General features: G+C 53.2%; 14 protein-coding genes. 10 read left to right on the plus strand and 4 right to left on the minus strand.

From position 1 onward, the window contains the following. Nucleotides 1-182 precede the first annotated feature (182 nt). Nucleotides 183-950, plus strand: a complete 768-nt coding sequence (locus ACZ9GA_RS20815) for a class I SAM-dependent methyltransferase (RefSeq protein ID WP_457360960.1) — start codon at nt 183-185, stop codon at nt 948-950. Between the two features lie 111 nt (nt 951-1061). Here the strand turns inward: ACZ9GA_RS20815 and ACZ9GA_RS20820 are convergent, their stop codons facing one another. The 3 genes from ACZ9GA_RS20820 to gmd all read right to left on the minus strand — a co-directional run bounded on the left by ACZ9GA_RS20820 (nt 1062) and on the right by gmd (nt 5450). Then, on the minus strand, nt 1062-3056 hold the full coding sequence (locus tag ACZ9GA_RS20820) for a polysaccharide biosynthesis protein (protein WP_457360959.1): 1995 nt from the start codon (nt 3054-3056) through the stop codon (nt 1062-1064). Between the two features lie 469 nt (nt 3057-3525). Further along, nucleotides 3526-4419, minus strand: a complete 894-nt coding sequence (locus tag ACZ9GA_RS20825) for a GDP-mannose 4,6-dehydratase (RefSeq protein WP_457360958.1) — start codon at nt 4417-4419, stop codon at nt 3526-3528. Continuing rightward, complete coding sequence (gene gmd / locus ACZ9GA_RS20830; protein ID WP_457360957.1) at nt 4419-5450, minus strand: GDP-mannose 4,6-dehydratase; 1032 nt, start codon at nt 5448-5450, stop codon at nt 4419-4421. The genes ACZ9GA_RS20825 and gmd overlap by 1 nt, the downstream gene beginning before the upstream one ends. Nucleotides 5451-6181: 731 nt before the next feature. Between gmd and ACZ9GA_RS20835 the strand changes: the two genes are divergently transcribed. Next, a complete protein-coding gene (locus ACZ9GA_RS20835; protein ID WP_457360956.1) occupies nt 6182-7177 on the plus strand; it encodes a glycosyltransferase family 2 protein in 996 nt (331 codons plus the stop codon). 145 nt (nt 7178-7322) lie between these two features. Here the strand turns inward: ACZ9GA_RS20835 and ACZ9GA_RS20840 are convergent, their stop codons facing one another. Beyond that, a complete protein-coding gene (locus tag ACZ9GA_RS20840) occupies nt 7323-7586 on the minus strand; it encodes a hypothetical protein (protein ID WP_457360955.1) in 264 nt (87 codons plus the stop codon). 102 nt (nt 7587-7688) lie between these two features. Between ACZ9GA_RS20840 and ACZ9GA_RS20845 the strand changes: the two genes are divergently transcribed. The 8 genes from ACZ9GA_RS20845 (at nt 7689) to ACZ9GA_RS20880 (ending at nt 21175) form a co-directional block, all read left to right on the plus strand. Then, entirely contained in the window at nt 7689-8519 is an 831-nt protein-coding gene (locus ACZ9GA_RS20845; protein ID WP_457360954.1) for an ABC transporter permease, read from the plus strand. Further along, on the plus strand, nt 8509-9822 hold the full coding sequence (locus ACZ9GA_RS20850) for an ABC transporter ATP-binding protein (protein WP_457360953.1): 1314 nt from the start codon (nt 8509-8511) through the stop codon (nt 9820-9822). The genes ACZ9GA_RS20845 and ACZ9GA_RS20850 overlap by 11 nt, the downstream gene beginning before the upstream one ends. Continuing rightward, nucleotides 9819-13730, plus strand: coding sequence for a glycosyltransferase (locus tag ACZ9GA_RS20855; protein WP_457360952.1), 3912 nt, complete (start codon nt 9819-9821; stop codon nt 13728-13730). Before ACZ9GA_RS20850 ends, ACZ9GA_RS20855 begins: the two co-directional genes overlap by 4 nt. A gap of 72 nt (nt 13731-13802) precedes the next feature. After that, complete coding sequence (locus tag ACZ9GA_RS20860) at nt 13803-15233, plus strand: mannose-1-phosphate guanylyltransferase/mannose-6-phosphate isomerase (RefSeq protein ID WP_457360951.1); 1431 nt, start codon at nt 13803-13805, stop codon at nt 15231-15233. Nucleotides 15234-15283: 50 nt separating this feature from the next. Further along, nucleotides 15284-17170 carry an acyltransferase family protein gene (locus ACZ9GA_RS20865; RefSeq protein WP_457360950.1) on the plus strand — a complete coding sequence of 629 codons (1887 nt, stop codon included), beginning with the start codon at nt 15284-15286 and terminating at the stop codon, nt 17168-17170. Nucleotides 17171-17363: 193 nt separating this feature from the next. Beyond that, complete coding sequence (locus tag ACZ9GA_RS20870) at nt 17364-18347, plus strand: glycosyltransferase family 2 protein (protein WP_457360949.1); 984 nt, start codon at nt 17364-17366, stop codon at nt 18345-18347. 2 nt (nt 18348-18349) lie between these two features. After that, entirely contained in the window at nt 18350-18688 is a 339-nt protein-coding gene (locus tag ACZ9GA_RS20875; protein ID WP_457360948.1) for a DMT family transporter, read from the plus strand. 36 nt (nt 18689-18724) lie between these two features. Beyond that, a complete protein-coding gene (locus ACZ9GA_RS20880; protein ID WP_457360947.1) occupies nt 18725-21175 on the plus strand; it encodes a hypothetical protein in 2451 nt (816 codons plus the stop codon). Nucleotides 21176-21293: the final 118 nt, after the last annotated feature.

Raw genomic sequence — 21293 nt, forward strand, 5'->3', positions numbered from 1 at the left:
AAGCAGTGCATAGACTAACCGTTGGCTACCTGCCGTCAACGCAAAAATACCATTTTGAAGATTTTTGACGTAATCGATACCCCTCCGACTGGAGACCGTCTCCCGCGCAGACCGGCTGCTGTTGTTCGCACCGAACCCGAATGGTACGCTTGAACTTTACTTATACGACGCCAGAGGACAGTATGGAAGCTCGCCCCCCGGGAACAATCCTGCAACTTATGTACCTGAAGGAACGCCTGTTGCTTCTGAAACCTGGACGTTTTGTTGAAATCGGTGCCGGCTCCGGGCATATATCTGCCCTGCTGTTGGCCCTTGGCTGGACAGGCACCGCCTATGACCTCGAGCCCACCACAATCGATGCATTGAGCAAGCGATTTACAGCTGAGCTAGCCGACGGCAGGTATTCGCTTATCAATGGGGATTGGCTCAGCGAACAATGTGAATCAGCGTTCGACTTAGTTATTTCGTGCATGGTAATGGAACACTTTGATGAGGCTCGAGAGGCATCATTTATCAACAGGTCGAAAACCGCACTGAGACCGTTGGGTACAATTATAACAATTGTCCCGGGCTCGCTGAACCACTGGGGCATCGAGGACGAAATTGCCGGACACTACAGAAGGTATACAAAACAAACCGTTTCTGACGTTTTTGAAAAGCACGGCCTAAAAATATCACACGTCGCCGGCTTGACGTTCCCCCTGTCAAATATCTTGCTTCCGCTTTCAAATTTTCTCGTACGAAAGAACGAATCTCAAAAGCTCAGCATGGACATGGAGGAACGCACCAGAAAGTCAGGGATCCGGGGCGTCCCCATGAAGACTACCTTCCCCAAAGCACTGGGGCTCATCCTGAATGAGACGGTGATGTACCCACTACACTATATACAGAAGTTATTCAGCAATTCTGATCGAGCGATGGTTATTTATAGTGAAACCAGACCTAAGTAGCTTGAACGTGGCAGGTACGCGGCACTAGGCCGAACAACCTTCAGTCGGAGCCGTCACACACATCTTCGTTAAAGCGTCCAATGGGCAAGCACGCTAATTCCCCCCTCCTCATCATGGCTCTGACCGCTTCTGCTGATAAATCAGATCAACAATCTCACCGTCCGGCGCATAGCCACTCACCGTCTTGCGCAGAAGTTCACGCACTGTGCTGTAATCGTCGGCATCCACAGCGGCCAGTAACTCAACAAACTGCCCCTTTAGCAGATCCCAGTGCAAAAAATCCTCGTGAGCACTCATGATCATTGGGTGGCGCGTCACCACTACGTTGTCGCCGATCAGCAACTCTTCATACAGCTTTTCACCAGGGCGCAACCCAGTGAATTCGATCGAAATATCGCCCTGTGGGTTCTTATCGGAGCGAATGCTCAACCCGGACAGATGAATCATTCTTTCTGCCAGCTCCGCGATCCGCACAGGCTCGCCCATATCCAATACAAATACATCCCCCCCCTGTCCCATTGAGCCTGCCTGTATAACCAACTGTGCGGCTTCGGGAATGGTCATGAAGTAGCGAGTGATTTTGGGATGCGTCACCGTCAACGGCCCCCCCGATTTGATTTGCTTATGGAACAGCGGGATGACCGAGCCCGAGGAGCCGAGTACATTGCCAAAGCGCACCATCGTGAAGCGCGTTTTGTTAACGCGTGCAACATTGGCAGGGTCACCATAGAGCACTGGCGCGACCTCCCGACTCAGCGCCTGCAAGGTCATCTCGGCAAGGCGCTTGGTACTGCCCATCACATTCGTCGGCCGTACAGCCTTGTCCGTGGAAATCAGCACGAAATTCGCAACGCCTGCCTGCAAAGCGGCTTGGGCGGTGTTCAACGTCCCTACAACATTGTTCAGCACGCCTTCGGCGACGTTATGCTCCACCATGGGTACATGCTTGTACGCCGCCGCGTGATAAACGGTATTGATACACCATGTTTTCATCACATCGAGCAGCTTATGTGGGTGACGGACTGACCCCAGGATCGGCAGCAATTCCACATGCAATGACTCGCGAGCCAGACGCTGCTCAAGCTCGGTCATGATGCTGTAAAGGTTAAATTCACTGTGTTCGAACAGCACCAACAGCGTGGGCCGCAGGGAAACAATCTGACGACATAACTCTGAACCGATTGAGCCGCCTGCACCGGTGACCATGACCGCCAGGCCGGTGACACAGTGCGCCAGCAAGTCGGCCTGTGCGGGCACAGCGTCGCGCCCCAGGAGGTCAGCGATGTCCACTTCCTGGATATCGTCAACTTTCACCCGGCCGCTTGCCAGGTCGGTAAAGTTGGGGACGCTGCGCACGTGCAGGGGAAAGCCCTCCAGAAACCCAAGAATTTCTCGGCGGCGCGCGCGCGTGGTGGACGGCAGGGCCAACAGCAACTCTTGAGCCCCGGTGACATCGATCATTTGTTGAATGTGTCTGGGCTTAAAGACCTGCAGGCCAGAAATAATGCTGTCAGCAATACCGTTGTCATCATCAATGAACGCCACCGGGCGCATAGAGCGGCCCATGCGTAGTGCAGCGAGCAACTGGTTACCAGCCACTCCAGCGCCATAGATAGCGACCTTCGTCAAGCCCTCGTCCTTAGTACGGAACGGTACGTAGTTCACTGAGCTGGACCAATCACCCATGAAATATTGGCGCATCGCCAAGCGCAAGCCACCGATGATCACCAGACTCAGCCACCAGTAGTTAAAAACGATAGAGCGAGGGACGACGGTTTCGTGATTGCTGTACCAATACACCACCACCGCCAGCAGCAACGAGGAGAGGCTAACCGCCTTAACGATGGCGACCAAGGCATCGTTACCAAAATAACGCATTACCGCCCGGTACATCCCAAATCGAATGAAGAGCGGAATGGCTACCACCGGAGCACACAGGAACAACCAGGTATGTACCTTCAGCGGGTTGTACATGTCTTCGATACCGAGGCGCACCATGAAGGAGAGCCACAGCGCACCCCAGACAAGCACAACGTCTGTTGCCACTTGAATGATCCGCTTGTCCCGACGCGGTAGTCTCAGTAAAAATGCACTAAATCGATCCATATCTTCTCAACCTTCATGGTCTAGTGTCCTGTCTGGAAACGCTGTTGCATTTTGAGGCGATACTTGGCAGCCAGATTACCCTTTCTTCCGCTACCGGCGACCCACATTGACTCGTGGGCGGGTGCGAGACGAGGCAGCCATTAAGCACTCATCAGCGAGAAGCCCTTTTCAAGCAGGATACTATCATTCAGGAACCCGCCCCACTCCACTGATACACTGCCAACGCGAACGGTACGGACGCGCTCGCTGAAAACCAGGGACGCAAACTGACACGGGCTGTGGCTGCGGGGCCAAGAAGACGCAGCAGTAAGCCGTTGGCGTGGGTAAACATAAGGGGGACGAGCGCTCAGCAACACAACAGATCAATGCCATTGCCGGATGTTTCGATGGTACTGACGAAGGCTCAAAGGTGTACCAACAACGCTGGCACGCAGAAATCCCTAAGCCCGCAAGGCGGGCTGAGCCTCAATTATTTAGCGAGCATCCATGCCAAGGTTTCCTCAAGTGCAGGTGTCTGCCAGCCAGGAACCAATGCCCGCAGCTTGGCGTTGTCGCCACATAGGGTTTTCACTTCGTTGGCACGCACGAAGGCCGGATTGACCTCAACCTGCAGCTGATGCCCGGTGATGACCCTGCACTTGTCGATTACCTCTCGCAGCGAACACGCCTTTCCCGAGCTGACATTGACTGTCTGACCCAGAGGCTGCGCCTCAAGCAAGCCGCGGTAGGCTTTCACCAACGCGCGTACATCGCTGAAATCTCGCCATACATCAAGGTTGCCCAACTCGATCTTCTCGGCCTTGCGGCGGAAGTGAGAAACAATTTTAGGCAGCAGGAAGTTATCGGCCTGCCCCACTCCCGTGTAGTTGAACGGGCGCGTAACAACGATAGGCAGTCGCCCATACCATAGCTTGATCATGTACTCCATGGCCAACTTGCTTACCGCATAGTCGTTGGCAGGGGCTGGAGGAGCCTCTTCATTCAGCAAGCCCTCAGATACGTTGCCGTATACGTTGGCGCTGCTGGCGATCAGCACACAGTCAAGCGTCTTTCTGCAAGCGGCGATCGCCTCCAGCAGGTTTCGGGTGCCAATCAGGTTGACCTGGTAGAAAGCGTTCGCCGCGCCATGACCGACGAAGGCCAAGGCGGCAAGGTGCACAACAATATCCGGTTGAAGCGCTGCCAGCAGCGTGTTCAGACCTGACGCATCCGCCAGGTCCACCTGATGGTAATTGGCTTCCGCCGAGGGGTGAGTACCCGTCCCCAGCACTTCGTAGCCGTAGGCTTGAAGTTCGGCCGCCATGTAGCGCCCGGTGAAACCATGAATCCCTGTTATCAGTACACGTTTGCCAGCGGTGGTCATTAGAAGGAAGATCCTTTTTCATTACGGCGCAGGTCGGCCATTACCATCATCCGACACAGCTCTTCCAGATTAGTTTTCGGCTCCCAGCCTAAAATTTCCTTGGCTTTCGCGGGGTTACCGATTAACAGCTCAACCTCGGTAGGGCGATAGAACTTCGGATTCACCGAAACCACGACCTTGCCGGTCGCCCTGTCGATGGCGTGCTCACCTTCGGCTTCACCGTGCCACTGAATCTCGATGTCGGCTGCCTTGAAAGCCATGGTGACGAAGTCACGGACAGTTTCGGTGCGGTTGGTTGCCAATACGAAAGTATCCGGTTCGTCGGCCTGAAGCATGCGCCACATGCCTTCGACGTATTCCTTGGCAAAACCCCAATCTCGCTTGGCATCCATATTGCCGAGCTCCATCTTGTCCAGCATTCCCAACTTGATCTTGGCGACCGAGTCGGTGATCTTGCGGGTCACGAATTCACGGCCACGCAGGGGCGATTCATGGTTGAATAGGATGCCGCTGGTGGCAAATATGCCGTAGGATTCACGGTAGTTGATGGTCATCCAGTGAGCGTAGAGTTTTGCTACCCCGTAAGGGCTCCGCGGGTAGAAAGCCGTACTTTCGACCTGCGGGATGGCCTGGACCTTGCCGAACATTTCCGAGGTAGACGCCTGGTAGAAGCGGACCTTGGGGTTGACGATACGGATGGCCTCCAGAAGGTTGACCGCACCCAAACCTGTGATTTCGGCGGTAGTCAGCGGCTGCTCGAAGGAAACGCCCACAAAACTCTGAGCGGCGAGGTTGTAGACCTCGTCAGCTTCGGTGGTCTGCAGCAAGCGAATGCCGGCCGATAGGTCGGTCAAGTCGTACTCGACCAGATGCAGGTTAGGGTGTGACTCAATGCCAAGGTCTTCGATACGCCAGAAATTGACAGAGCTGGTGCGGCGATAAGTGCCGTAGACCGTGTAACCCTTCTCCAGCAATAGCTCTGCCAGGTACGCACCGTCTTGACCTGTAATGCCAGTAACAATTGCTTTCATTCGAATCCTCTAAATCCATTTTTTTGGCCCGAACGCCAAAGGTTAATAATGCTCGTACCAAACTTAGCCAAACCAGTTTGCAACAAATGACGTCGCAGTATTGACATCAACGCAGCGTCCGGATGCCTACTCCCCGCTGGGTACAAGGGAGCGAACACGACATGCAGCCCTGTCCCAGGAAACAGCCGGGGCATCACCGTCAAAAGCGCATACTTACCGAGCGATTTGAATGCCTAGGTGCACACAACGCTTAACAGATCATCCTAGTGCCGCGCGGCCTGCCAAGGTGAGTGCTGGTACTTCAAGGAGACAAGCTGTCTAGAAGACGGCTTCCGCTAAGGCGAGTAACGAATTATACAGGCTATACGAGCCTAGGCGATACCTAAGGGGGGGGTTCCTTCTTGACAATTATTTCAATTTTCATCTGCGATCTACTCAAATCACTATCATGTGCAACCAGTCTCTGCTGATGCCCCTTTCTTGCCACCATGCCACCATGCCCCCAACGCCAAGGACACCAAAGCAACAATTGAACACAGAAACCTTGCCCGGGGGTTTCCCCTCATCGCCAAAGGAGAGGTAAAATCCATGGCCGAAGACGGGACCCATCCAGGCACACAGCAAGGAATTTCAAATAGCCCAGCTCATGAGCACCGACCACCCGCTTCACCAAGCCACACATCTCACTTTTCACTGCATGTTCATGTAATGCTTGCCTGGGGACAATTCAAATGAAGGACAAGGGTGCTATCTCCCCCTCCCCTGAGGTGGGGGGTGATCAGGACGATCTGCCAACGCCCGCACACGCAAAAACGGTCGCAATACTTCTGTGCACCTACAACGGTGCTCGCTTCCTCACGGATCAACTCGAGTCTTTTACCCGGCAAACCTATCCACACTGGAAGCTTTTTGTATCGGACGACGGATCCACGGACGAGACCGGATCAATCCTTGAACGCTATCAGTCGACGCTGGGCGGTGATCGAGTCCAGATATTCAAGGGCCCCCAACGTGGGTTCGGCAGCAACTTCATGTCGCTGATCCAGAACACGGGAATAAATGCCGATTTCTACGCGTTCAGTGACCAGGACGATATCTGGTTTGACGACAAACTGGAGCGCAGCCTCGCCGCGCTCAGCGGCACCGCCGAGGAAACACCTGCCCTGTACTGTTCACGCACCCGCCTTGTCGACGTGGACAGGCGACCGCTTGGCCATTCTCCGTTGTTCGAAAAAGCTCCAAGCTTCAATAATGCGCTGGTGCAGAGCATCGCAGGCGCAAACACCATGCTCATCAACGATACAGCGCGAAACATGCTGCTGACCGTCAGTCCGAACGCGACGATCGTCGCCCATGACTGGATGACCTATCTCATCGTCACCGGCTGTGGTGGCGTTGCAATTTACGATGCGAAGCCGACCATGGACTACCGGCAGCATGCCGCGAACCTGATTGGGGCCAACTCAAGCTTCACTCAACGCTTGGCCCGCCTGCTAAAAATGTGCGGGGGACGTTTCCGTGAATGGAGCGATTTGAACCTACTGGCATTGGAAGGAACTATGAGTTTTCTGTCACCCGCCAGCCGTGACACTCTTGACCTGTTCGAACGCGCCCGTAAAAGCCCGCTAATTAAGCGCCTGCGCTTGATGTACTGCGCCAAGGTCTACCGCCAGACGATCTCAGGCAACATCAGCCTGGTGATCGCCACTTGGCTGCGAAAGATCTAAGCAAGCTAACTAACGGTGCCGATCCGATCCGAGCCATAAAACATGGTATGGTAGGGAGCAAATTGTCGCATACCTAAAGCGCGGCAGTCATCGTACCCATGAGGCATCCCTGGCGCTGGGCAGCAAGCGCCGCGATACGTATTCTTCACGACTGATTTCTAGCATGGAAAAGCGCAGTGTCAAGGAATGAACCATCCGGAACAGCAAACGCGATACTCTCTCTACTGCTGGCAGTTAACTGTCCAGCCATTGCGGCCAACTGATGAAAACCCACGACCGAGGTGCTAGGTGGTGTCCCTGCGCGCGCTGACGCCCTCGACTGCGCCGCACCAATTAACACACCTAAAGAAAACAGCATGGTCACGAGCGTGCCGGACACTATCGAATTATCAGAGAGTTCAATAACCATGATCGCTGCCCCAGCGCCAAGCTCTGCTGCCAAGCTCGCCCTGCATGAAATACCGGCGACATACCTCGCCCCATGCACGACATACAATGAGGCGCTCGACCTGTGAACCCCCATCTCAAGCATCCCACGACATTCCCTGCCATGATCAGATCGCTGTGGAGTAACCGCAACCTCATCGGTCAACTGACCCGCCGCGAAGTCGTTGGCCGCTATAAAGGGTCGATGATGGGGCTGGCGTGGTCCTTTCTGAATCCCCTGTTCATGCTGGTGGTGTACACCTTTGTCTTTTCCGTGATTTTCAAAGCACGCTGGGGCGTTGGTAACGACGAATCAAAAACACAATTTGCGGTCATTTTGTTCACGGGCTTGATTGTCCACAGCCTATTTGCCGAAGTGCTGAACCGGGCTTCTCTCACTATCATCAGCAACGCCAATTACGTAAAAAAAGTTGTATTCCCCTTGGAGGTGCTGACGGCTATTAATATGGGGTCAGCGCTGTTCCACCTGGCCGCCAGCGTCGTGGTACTGTTGATTGCGCTGGTGATCTTTAATAATGGCCTGCACTGGACCACGATTTTTCTGCCGATCGTATTAGCCCCTCTCGTCATTCTCTGCATGGGGTTGTCCTGGATCATCGCCTCGCTTGGGGTATTTGTTCGGGATATGAATCAGTTCATCAATATCGTGACAACGGTAACCATGTATTTGTCTCCTGTATTTTTCCCGGTAACCGCCCTACCTGAACAATTCAGGCCTTTTATCATGCTCAGCCCCCTCACGTTCATAATTGAGCAGGCCCGCGCAGTCACCATATGGGGGCAACTGCCGGACTGGTCAGGACTTATGATGTACACCCTCGTGGCCTTGATCATTGCCTGGGCTGGGTTTGCGTGGTTCCAAAAGACTAGAAAAGGGTTTGCCGATGTCCTCTAATGACTATGCCATTCACGTACAGGGCCTCAGCAAATGCTATCAAATATATGCGACCCCCCGCGATCGCTTGAAGCAGTTTGTAATCCCCTTTATAAAAAGTAAGCTGAGGCAACCCGCACGCCCCTATTACACTGAATTTTGGGCACTCAACCCCATGGACTTCAGAATTGCCAAAGGGGAAACCGTCGGCATCCTTGGCAAGAACGGCTCGGGCAAGTCGACGCTTCTGCAGATTATCTGTGGCACGCTAAGTCCCACCTCGGGTACGGTAGATGTTAATGGCCGGGTCGCCGCGCTTCTGGAACTGGGCTCCGGGTTCAACATGGAGTTTACCGGCAAAGAAAACGTTTACATGAATGCCGCCGTGCTGGGGTTGAGCAAATCTGAAATTGACGAGCGTTATGACGCGATTATCGACTTCGCCGACATTGGCCATTTCATCGACCAGTCGGTAAAGACCTATTCAAGCGGCATGATTGTGCGACTGGCATTCGCAGTGGCCATTAACGTCACGCCGGACATCCTGATCGTTGATGAAGCGCTGGCGGTTGGCGATGCCGCCTTCCAGCAGAAATGCTTCAAGCGGATTGATGAGATGCAGTCGGCTGGCTGCTCCATATTGCTCGTGACTCATGACCTATCATCCGTCGTACAGTTCTGCGATCGCGCAATGATCATTTCGCACGGCACGCTGGTCGATGAGGGCGATGCGAAAACCATCGTCGGAAAGTTCAAGAGATTAATGACAGCCCAAAGCGTAATAGCGGCTCCCGCAGACCCATGCCATGAACCAGTGACCCACGCCGGGAACCTGCACCGTAATTACGAAATCAGCCCCAACCATACTCATTACGGCGAAGAGCAGGTTTCGATCATTGACTGGGGAATCTTAAACGATGATGGCCAGCCGATTGCTGCCATCGACAACGAGGAAACGGTTGAGGTCGTCATGACCCTACATTTCAAGACCGCCTGCGCCGCACCGATCATTGGTTATTTTTTGACTGACCTGAAGGGCCGTGAGTTTGCAGGCACGAATACTCTTTTTGAAAAGTTCGACCTCCCATCCTGCAACGCCGGCGATATCATCTCCGTAAAATTCAAACAAAAATTTTCGCTCAGTGCGGGGACCTACGCACTGAATATTGGCTGTAGCGAGTACGCGAGGGATGAGCTGATTGTGCATCACCGACTCTATGACATCACCCTTATCAACATCACGAGCAGAAAGCAATTTGTCGGTTTTTGCGACCTGAACAGCGCCATTTCCAGTGAAGTCATTGCACGCGGGAACCACCCATGAAAAAACTCATTGCCCACTTTGGCGCTTTTGACCATGACAGCTATGGTGACCTGCTGTTTCCGTTTGTTGCTCAGCACTTCCTTGGAGACGAGTTCGAACTGATCCATGTTGCCCCGACGGCCAAGCGCACTCCATGGCCCGATCAACCAACTATCATCAGCGCCGCAGAAGCACTCGATCGGAACGACTGGGACGGCGTACTGATCAGTGGCGGCGACATCATCCAAGGCGAGGCTTGGACGCCGGAACAATGGCAACACGATTCAAAACTGAAAATGGCGGCGCTCCCCAGCCTGTGGATCGGCGGCTCCTTGCTTGCGACTCGACTCGATATTCCACTGGCCTGGTGTGCCCCTGGCGTACCATGGACAATCAATCCGGAGTTTAAAACTGCTGCCACCATCGCCCTGCAAGGTGTTGACTACCTCAGCGTCCGCGACCAATACAGCAAATCCAACCTTCTGGGTGTTACGCACCATCCGGTCGAGGTCGTCACCGATACCGCCATCGCACTCAGCGATGTGTGGCCACTTGCGAAAGAAGCCTGTGAAGCCCACGAGCCTTACTATGCACTGTGCTTTTCGACTGCAGACTTACACAACCGGCTTGCGGAGGTCGATGCCGGCCTGACGCACCTGCGCAACCAGGATGAGAAAATCTCATTCAAAGCGTTGCCGCTCATGCTGTGGCAAGAGACAGAAGGCGCTTACCTGGGCCCCGTTAGCGCATTACAGGAAGGTACGGTTTCAGCGATCAAACGTGATATCTCGCTGAAAGCCTGCGCCCATTTGATCGGAAACTCTTCAGGTTATATTGGCAACTCCTTGCACGGTTTGGTGACAGCCGTGTCCTATGGCGTCCCCGCCGTGATCATCACGCCATCCAATGCCCCTCAAGCACACAAATACAAGGGTTTCATTGAAAGTTTAGGCCTGGCGCCTGAACTGTTTATTTGCTCTGACTGGACACACGCATCGGGCCTCATTCAGCAGCAACTTAGCTCATCGAAATCTGCACTGGGCCGCGAGGCCTCTGCCAAGCACTGGGAGAGCGTCAAAACCGCGCTGAATGCCACCAATCTCAAAAAGTCCCACTTGTGGGTCGAAATCTGCCACATGGCTGGTGAGCAATCCGTGCAGCTCATCAAATACGGCATCCTGCCCAAGAGCCTGGAGCATTGGAATTACTCACGCCCGATTGAAGTTGACTCGTTAAGGCAGCAACTGAACGCTGCCAGGGCGCAGCTGCGGGATGCCTACGCCACCATCGATGAATTGAAACAGCACGAACCGCACTTGAACACAGCTAGGGCGTTACTGCAGGAAAGCCAAGTGACCATTGAAAAAATGAAACAAAACGAGCAGCACTTGATCAGTGCCCGGGTTCAACTTCAGGAAAGCGAAGCGACTATTGAAAAACTGAAAAAAAATGAGGAGCACTTGACTAACGCCAAGGAGCAGCTTCAGGAAAGCCAAGTGACCATTGAAAAGCTGAAGCAAAACGAACTGCACTTGGAGAGCGCTCAATCCCGGCTTGAAGAAAGCCTAGCAACCATTGAAATACTCAGACAGTACGAACATCACTTGGCCGATGCCAGGGCCCAGTTCCAGGAAAGCCAGGAAGTCATAGCACAACTCAAGAAGCAAGAGCAGCACTTGACCCATGCTGTCGATAAGCTCAATAACAAGGAACTGCAGTTAAACGCTCATGCTCAAGAGCTGCAGAAACAGATTGGCCAGCTCGTTTCGTCCACTTCCTGGAAACTAACACGCCCTGTCAGATTGATCGGCAGTTTGCTCAAGGGCGATTGGCAACGTATTTACAGTATGCTGCGAACAGCACAACTGAGCCGTCTGCCGGTCGTAGGGCTACTGGCCAAACCAGTACGCAAGTGGATGATGCGTCAAATCGACGCACCCGCACTACCCAACCTCGTCCACGACCAGACCGTTGCCGACACTGCTGCCGCGCTGCGCTCGATCAGCTTCAACCCTGCAACCGACCCAGTTATTACCATCATTATTCCGAGCTACGGAAGGCTCGATTACACCCTCACGTGCCTGGTTTCCATCGCAAAATATCTTCCTAGCGCCCCGTTCGAAGTTCTGGTGATCGAGGACGCATCGGGAGACCCAGAAATTGGTAAGTTAGCTGACGTCAGCGGTATTCGTTATGTTGAGAACGAACAGAACCTGGGCTTCCTGCGCTCGTGCAACAAAGCGTCGACACTGGCCCGCGGCCAATACCTTTATTTCCTGAATAATGATACCGAGGTTACCGCGGGGTGGCTTGACGCCTTGCTGGCAACCTTCGAGCAGTGGCCAAATTGCGGCCTGTCGGGTTCCAAACTGGTTTACCCGGATGGGCGACTGCAGGAAGCCGGTGGTATCGTCTGGAAAGATGCCAGCGCTTGGAATTATGGGCGCTTGGACAATCCTAACCGTAGCCTATACAACTATGCCCGAGAAGTGGACTACATCTCGGGTGCATCGATAATGATCCCCAAAGACCTGTTCGTTCAATTGGGTCGGTTTGACGAGCATTACCTGCCCGCCTACTGCGAAGATACCGACCTGGCCTTCAAAGTTCGCGCTGCCGGATTCAAGGTTGTGTACCAGCCCAAATCGATGGTTGTTCATTATGAAGGGATTTCCCACGGAACCGATACAGGCAGTGGCATCAAGGCCTTTCAAGTAGAAAATCTGGAGAAGCTCGCGTTTCGCTGGAAAACAGAACTGCAACGATTCCACTTGGCTAACGGTGATCACCCCCTGATGGCCTGTGAGCGTTCGCAACAGAAAAAACACGTGTTGCTGGTTGACCACTATGTTCCACAGCCTGATCGTGATGCTGGCTCGCGGGCAATCTCGCAGTTGATTACGCTCATGCTAGGCAAGGGTCTGGCCGTCAAATTCTGGCCTGACAACTTGTGGCACGACATTGAATACACCCAGCGCCTGCAAGACCAGGGCGTTGAGGTTTTCTACGGGGTTGAGTACGTCGGCAAGTTTGAAGAGTGGTTTGCTCAGAACGGAAAAATGTTCGACACCATTATCTTGGCTCGCCCGCATATCTCGGTGGGATATGTCGACACTATCAGAAAATACTCGCCTGCCAACATCCTGTTTTATGGCATGGATATCCACTACCTACGCCTGATCGAGCAGGCGAAAACCAACCCTGCGCAATCGATCACACATGAAATCGAGTCATTCCGCCAGCAGGAAACATTCATGTGGGAGCATTCGGACGCGATTTTTTACCCGTCAGAATTTGAAACGACCCATGTAAATGAATGGCTGACTGCGCGCGCGCTTCCCGGCAAAGCCGAGACACTGCCGCTGAACGCTTATGACACCCTGCCCGCTTTTCCCGCTGAAAACCTGGCGCAACGGCGCGGGATCCTGTTCGTCGCTGGTTTTGCCCACTTGCCAAACGTCGATGGCGCTCTCTGGTTCGTCAAGGAAGTGCTACCCCTGGTAAAGGCAAAATGGCCAGACCTGCATCTTTACATGGTTGGTTCAAACCCCAAGGACGAAATCAAGGCGCTACACGGCGACGACATCACGGTCACGGGTTATGTCAGTGATGAAGTGCTTGCACAATACTACGTGGACTGTCGCGTGTCTGTGGCCCCCTTGAGGTTCGGCGGCGGCATGAAAGGCAAGGTGCTGGAGGCCATGAAATTCGGCATGCCATGCGTAACCACCCCAACTGGGGTCCAGGGCCTGGAGCAAACCTCGAGCTTTATGCCTGTTGCGGAAACAGCCCAGGATTTTGCCGACCACATCGAAAGCTTGCTTCAGGACGATGAACGCTGGAAAACGATCTCGGCAGAAGGCCAACGGTTCATCGAGGCCAATTTCTCGACAACAACGGTCTGGAACGTAATTGGCCCCCATTGTTGAAACGATGACTCGCCTCTAACGCCAGGCTGCACTTCGCAGCCTGGCCCTTGACCTTTTGCAGGAGCACCGTCGATGTTGATTCCTTTGATTCTCAGCGGGGGCAGTGGCACTCGCTTGTGGCCTTTGTCTCGCAAGAATTTGCCCAAGCAGTTTCTCCCCTTGGCCGACAAAACCAAAACACTGTTCCAGCAAACGCTTGCCCGGGTTGCCTCGGTGGCTGACCAAGTACCAGGCACAGCCGCACCCATGATTGTTTGCAGCGACGATCATCGCTTTATCGTGGCCGAACAACTGCGCACCGAACTTGACCAGCCCGCCACTGCCATTCTTCTAGAACCCGTGGCCAGAAATACAGCACCTGCCATTGTAGTGGCAGCGCTTCACGCCCTCAGCATCGACCCACACGCCTGCTTGCTGGTATTGCCTGCAGACCACCTTGTCAGCGATACCGCAGCGTTCGTATCAGCAATCAGCGACGCACAAGGACTGGTAGACGACGGTCAGCTGGTTACTTTTGGGATAACCCCGACAGGGCCAGAGACCGGTTTTGGCTATATCAAAAGAGGCAGCAATCTGACCCCACGCGCTTTTATCGTGGAAGCCTTTTTCGAAAAACCAAGCCTGGAGGCTGCCCAGCAGTATGTCAATGAAGGCATCTATGACTGGAACGCCGGTATTTTCATGTTCAAGGCAAGTGCCCTGCTTGAGCAGGTTTCGCTGCTGGCCCCGGCACTATTGGCCCCGGCACGCGCCGCCCTTGAAAATGCCAAGTCTGACATGGACTTTATCCGCCTGGAGCTTGAGAGTTTCGCCACCTGCGAGGACATTTCCATCGATTACGCCGTGATGGAAAAAACCGAAAGCGCCGTGGTTATTCCCATGGACTGCGGCTGGAACGATATCGGCTCTTGGTCAGCATTGTGGGAAATTTCCCAGAAAGACGAAAACTCGAATCACTTCCAAGGTGACGTGCTGGCGCACGACAGCAAGAAAAACCTGATCATTGCTCATGACAAGCACTTGGTCGCTACTGTCGGCATCGAAGACTTGATCATTATTTCAACACCTGATGCGACACTGGTTGCAGCTCGCGACCGGGTGCAAGAGATCAAGAAAATCATAGAGTCCCTGAGCGCCTCCAATCGCAAGGAGCATCTGTATCATCGCAAAGTCTATCGGCCGTGGGGCAGCTATGACACGGTGGACCTGGGCGATCGCTTCCAGGTAAAACGTATTGTCGTCAAGCCTGGCGCATCGTTGAGCTCACAAATGCACTTCCATAGGGCTGAACACTGGATTGTGGTATCCGGTACCGCCGAGGTGACTCGCGACGGGGAGAAAATCCTGTTGGCAGAGAACCAAAGCACTTACCTGCCTCTGGGCTGCGTCCACAGGCTGACTAACCCTGGCAAATTGAACCTTGAACTGATCGAGGTCCAATCGGGCAGTTACCTGGGCGAGGATGATATCGTCCGCTTTGACGATGTATACGGCCGCACCTGACACCCCGCCTTTCAACTCCAAAACCGCCATGATTTCGGATTCAGGACATAATGAGCAAAACCGATCTAAAATCTTCATACCGACCTGATATAGACGGTCTGAGGACAATTGCAGTACTGGCAGTGGTGCTGTTCCACGCCGACATCAGCCTGTTCAAAGGCGGGTTCGTCGGGGTCGATATATTTTTCGTCATCAGTGGTTTTTTGATCACGCGCATCCTGTCTCAGGAGATCGCGCAACATCATAAAATTGACTTTCCTCGATTTTATATCCGCCGGGCACGGCGCTTGCTCCCCGCGCTTTTGTTTACGCTCACCGCGACCACCGTGGCAGCGGTAAGCATATTGTCGTCGCAGACGTTGCAGAGTTACGGCGCGTCCCTGCTGCACTCCATGCTTTCGGTGTCCAATATCTTCTTCTTTTCCGAGTCGGGTTATTTCGATACTGACTCCCACCTGAAGCCCTTGTTACACACTTGGTCGCTTGCAGTAGAGGAGCAGTTCTACATCTTCTGGCCGTTGCTTCTGCTCCCACTGATCAATCGCAAAACACCCGGAAAGGCCCTTATTCTGCTTGTAGGGGCGCTCAGCTTGATAGCCGCGCAATTTGCAATTCGCGCCCACCCAAGCGCCGTGTTTTTTCTGATGCCGTTCAGAATTTTCGAGTTTTCGATCGGCGCGGCGCTGGTATGGCTGCCCGCCCGCAACAAAGCATCCCCGGTAGTAGACAATGCTTTCTTGTTCGCAGGCCTGGCATTGCTGGCGTACTCAATCTTTTGCTTCAACCAAAATACCGTATTCCCGGGCGTAAGTGCTCTAGTGCCTTGCCTGGGCGCCGCTTTGTGCATCTACGCCAACAACCCAGCGTTGGGCGGTCGACTGATAAACAACAGGCCGATCGTTGCAATCGGTCTGATCAGTTACTCGCTGTACCTGGTCCATTGGCCCGTCGTGGTTTTTTACAAGCTACTGCTCCCTACGCCCGAATTGTTGCGCCATGACAAGATTTTGATTGTCGCCTTGTCCTTGGTGCTCGCTGCACTGATGTACCTTCTGGTTGAAAAACCCTTCAGGAAGCAGAAAACCAGGAATGTGCGATTCCTGGCGACCACACTGATTCTCTCCGTCAGTCTGTGCTACGCAGGCGCCTCGATGTGGGCTAACAACGGATGGTCCTGGCGCCCCTGGATCTCCAAGGTAGTGCTCAGCAATGAGCGCATCAAGATCGGCATGGACAAGCGCTTTGACGGCCGCCGCACAGAGTGCACGGCGAAAGGCTGGACGACTTGCGATATCCCTGAGCCAGGAAAAACCAACGCATTGATTATCGGGGATAGTCATGCTGCGGATGCGCTGAATGCATTCCAGGCCCTGTATCCAAAGCAGAGCTTCTCTATGCTTGAACAAGGCGGCTGCCCGCCTTACGCCGACATCGAAAGCATTACGCCCCCTACCCATCCCGATCGGGAAAAATGTAAAGCGCTAAACGTCAAGCGTTTCGACATCGATTACTTGAAGCAATATGATTACATCGTCATCAATGTGCTATTCGGATGGTATACGCCGGAGCACCTAAAAACCTACGTTGATTACCTTCACAGCCATGGCATTCAGAAGGTCATTGTGGTGGGCGGCTATATTGTACTTAACAAGTCTTTGCCGGAGATCCTCAACGAGCACGGGTACAGTAATGCAGCGGTGGAGCCTTGGGTAATAGATAATCGAGACATTGAAGCGCGCATCAAAAAATACGCTGAAGATGACGGATATTTATTCCTGAGCAAGCGAGATACATTCTGCAACATTGATGGGTGCAAGTATTTTGATGAGCATGGAGTTCCCTTCACCTACGACCAACATCACCTGTCGTTCGAGTTCTCATCGAAAATAGCCACCGCTAATGCTCAATTGATTGAAAAGTACCTGGACATCCGATAACTGAAAGGCGGCGCACGTCGTGTGCCGTCTATCACCTCATGCCCTGCACCGCACGGGTGAGGCACCTCGCCCGCACAGCAAATACTCCTCCATTAATACGCGTCTCGTGCCCATGATGCCCGTGATATTGCATATGAAGGACGAGCTATTATATTATGCGGGCTTTACCATATGACCAATTGCGGGACGCATAATGGACAGCAGCGACAAAATTGCAGTGGTGATACCCAGTTATAAGGTCAAAGAGCACATTTTGGGGGTGATTGCTCAGATCGGCCATGAAGTGGACACCATATACGTTGTCGATGACTGCTGCCCGGTGGGCTCTGGCCAATTCGTTGAAGAAAACTGCACCGACCCGCGTGTCAAGGTATTGCGAAATCCGGAAAACTTGGGTGTTGGTGGGGCCGTCATGACCGGCTACCGTGCCGCCATTCGCGATGGCGCTACTGTTATCGTAAAGATTGATGGTGACGGCCAAATGGATCCAGGCCTTCTTCAAGACTTTGTGGACCCCATTCTCAACGGCGAAGCGGACTACACCAAGGGCAATCGTTTTTATGACCTTGAAGAAATTCATGCCATGCCGAAAATGCGACTTTTCGGCAATGCCGCACTGTCATTTCTAACAAAATTGTCCTCAGGCTATTGGGATCTATTCGACCCCACCAACGGCTATACTGCTGTCCATGCAAGCGTTGCAAAGCACTTGCCCTTCGACAAGATAAGCCGTCGATACTTTTTTGAAACCGACATGTTGTTCCGCCTGAACACGCTTCGAGCTGTAGTCGTCGATATCCCCATGGACGCGAAATACGGTGATGAGGAAAGCAATCTCAAAATTTCGCAAATCATTGGTGAGTTCGCACTTAAGCATTTGCGTAACTTTGCCAAGCGTATTTTCTACAGCTATTACCTCCGAAACATGTCGCTCGCTTCGTTTGAGCTGCCCATAGGGCTTTTGCTGATGATAAGCGGGACCGTAATAGGCTTGTCCCACTGGAGCTCTTCACTCTCTACAGGCATTCCAACACCCGCCGGCACGGTGATGCTCTCGGCACTGCCTGTCATCTTGGGGACTCAATTCGTGCTGGCCTTCCTGGGGTATGACATCGCCTCTGTACCTAAACGCCCATTCCATCTGACACGCAAAAAAACCAAGCAGACGGGGCCTTGATAATGACTTATCTGGTAGCGCTTTTTTGCGTGTTTGGTATCGCGGCCGGGCAGATACTATTCAAACTCAGCGCCAGCGCTCTGCACAAAAGCGGAAGTTTTTTCGACCCCACGACCCTGATCACGCTCTGCAGCGCATTCGCGCTGTATGGTATAACAACGATTGGATGGGTGTGGGTGCTGCAAAAAGCAGAGCTTGGAAAAGTGTACCCGCTGATGGCACTGGCTTTTGTCGTCGTTCCCATTGGTAGCTATTTCTTTTTTCAAGAAAAATTCAGCCCCCAGTACTTTGTCGGCGTAGCAATGATCATTGGCGGCATCATCATCGCCGTCAAATCATGAGCCTTGGCTTGCCCAGTAGAAATAGAGACATTCCGCATGCTGCATAAAAGCTTGGTAAAGGACCTGGGGATTCCCGCCCTTTTCACCGGGGGATTGATCGCCGTCCTCTTCGCCATCGTTAATTTCAACGGGGGCATTCCACTTTACTGGAACCGTCTGACCGCCATTGACACGTTCAGCTGGATTGCACTTTGCAGTGTTCTCTATATCGTGACGGGCAAGCTCTTCCCTCGCTACAACAAACTGATACTCGTCCTGTTCAGCGCTGTTTACATCGCCGTAGGCGTAGGCACGGAAAATCTCATTGCCGTATTGATATTCCTGACGAGCTCTCTGCTGCTGGGCCAGCTGATCCTTAGTTTCACGACCGCACAAGAAAACATTCAGCGCTATACCTCCCCTGCTGTATTATTAGGCACGAGTTGTTTTGTCGCCATCTTTGGCTACCTCATACACACCCACGCAAACAAGCAAGAGATCTACTGGGTCATCATTGGCGCACCACTGCTACGCTTGTTTTCGCACCAGGCTCAGCAGAACCTTGTTGCTGCAGCGCGCGCCCTCATTGCCAGAAAGGTCAACGCGTTAACCCAGATGCCTGGGCTTTATTTCTTTATTGCCATCATCATTTTCACAACCGTGGCGCGCTACACATTTTTTCCATCTATCAGCTATGACGACAACGCGCTCCACCTGCGTATGTGGAGCGAGCTTCGAGACACCGGCACCTATTCGTTTGACGTCAAGGCCCAGATTTGGTCAGTTGCACCCTTTACCGTAGACCTGTTACACGCCGTCACCTCACTGATGGCAGACAGCGATTCAAGAGGCGCATTTGATGTCACGCTGTTTGCATTGCTGGCGCTGTCACTGAACGAACTGGCAAAGCTTTTCATCTCCGATCGCAAAGACAGATTATTGCTTATCAGTCTTTTCTGCAGCACACCGATCATTGCAAACCTGTTAGTGACGTTGCAAACCGAGCTGTTTATGGCGCTGGTGGTGACGGCAGGCACGTTATCAATATACCTGCTAAGAAAAAACGACATCTGGCCAGCTGTACTAGGCGTCATTGTGGCTGCGGCCCTGACCTGCTCTATAAAGGTGCCAGGCGCCGTCATTTCAGCCATGCTAGTCATTGGCTTGCTGGTACGCATGTGTACAACCGAGAAACCTGGACGGGTCAGCTTCAACAAGAAAGCGGTAGCATCCATCGGCGTGGTCCTGTGCATTGCGTGCTTTGTGGCTTTTCACCCCTACATAAATGCATGGCGGATCACTCATAATCCAGTGTTCCCCCTGTACAACGCCATTTTCAAATCCGAATTCTATCCACTCAGCAACTTCGTGGACCCCCTTTACCAGAAGGGCTTTTCGCTCAGTAGCTATGTCAACACGTTCTTCATGACGAGCCAGTTCTTCGAGGCCAACAACTTTACGGCAGGCTTTCAATACCTGATTTTTCTCCCTGTCGCCTTGTTGCTGGGCCTATTCTGTAAGCGCCGCTTGGTCTACCTTCCGTTGCTCGTGGTTACGTTCGGCTTCGGCATCATTATGTTTGCCGCGACGCAGTACTGGCGCTATTTGTTTCCTATCGTTCCGATTGCTTCGGTTGTGATTGGTTTCATTCTCAGCGAATCCGGCGTTACTGCAGGCTCGAAGCGTTACCTGCGATTGGTAGTGCTCGCCGTCGCTGCGATAAACCTTTATTTGCTGCCCGGCGTATCATGGTTCTTCGTCACACCACTGCAAAGCATGTACAACGCTGCAGGAAAACAAGCTGCAGTCGCCATTTTCGCGCCCGCAAAGGACCTGGTCAGCTACATCAATGTCGCTAACCCGCGCTCCAAGGTAGTGTTCGACTCGGCCAGCCCCTATGGCGCCACGCTGAATGGGCACCCTGTTTTGCCGAATTGGTATTCGCCGCTCACTGCGCAAAAGTTTTCAGACCTGAAAACGCCTGCAGACGCCGCCACGTTGTTTGCCAGCGAGGGTATCGATTTTGTTGCCTGGAGCCTGATACCCTCCGGCCGGCAAACCAATCGCGAGCTTATCCACGAGTACCTGACCGACTATGGCACGCCCGTTTATCAGGCCGGCACATGGGTCCTGTATCGTGTATCGCCAATCCCAATTGACTACAAAAGGACTTTTGATGTCGTTGCAGCGGCGCCGACAAAGGCCCCCGGGACTGTTGCTACCGCCGAAGAGCAGCCCAATGTAGTGTCCACCATTGCAACGAATGGCGCCGCAGCAGCTCGCTATACGGTTTCATACACCTGCGGATCTGCTTCAGGATATTTTGTGGCCCAGATCAATTGGGACAAGCCACCGGTATATTACAAACTGCTGCCTTGCTCAACGAGCAAATTGAGCTTCTCTGAATCGGTACCGGTGCCTCTGGGAAGCACCAAGGGCGACATCTATGTCACCAGCAGGGATATCAAATCCATCGCGGTGCAATCGATCAAAGTCGACTTGAACTAGTAATCAAGCCTCGCCGGCATCGCTGGCGAGGCCTGAGCCAGCCTTGAGCTGGCAATATTTCCACCTGGTCGAGTTAGTGCATAGCCAAGGCCTGCATAAGAGGCTAATTCCACCAGTT

The sequence above is a fragment of the Pseudomonas sp. TE3644 genome (genome assembly GCF_056278815.1).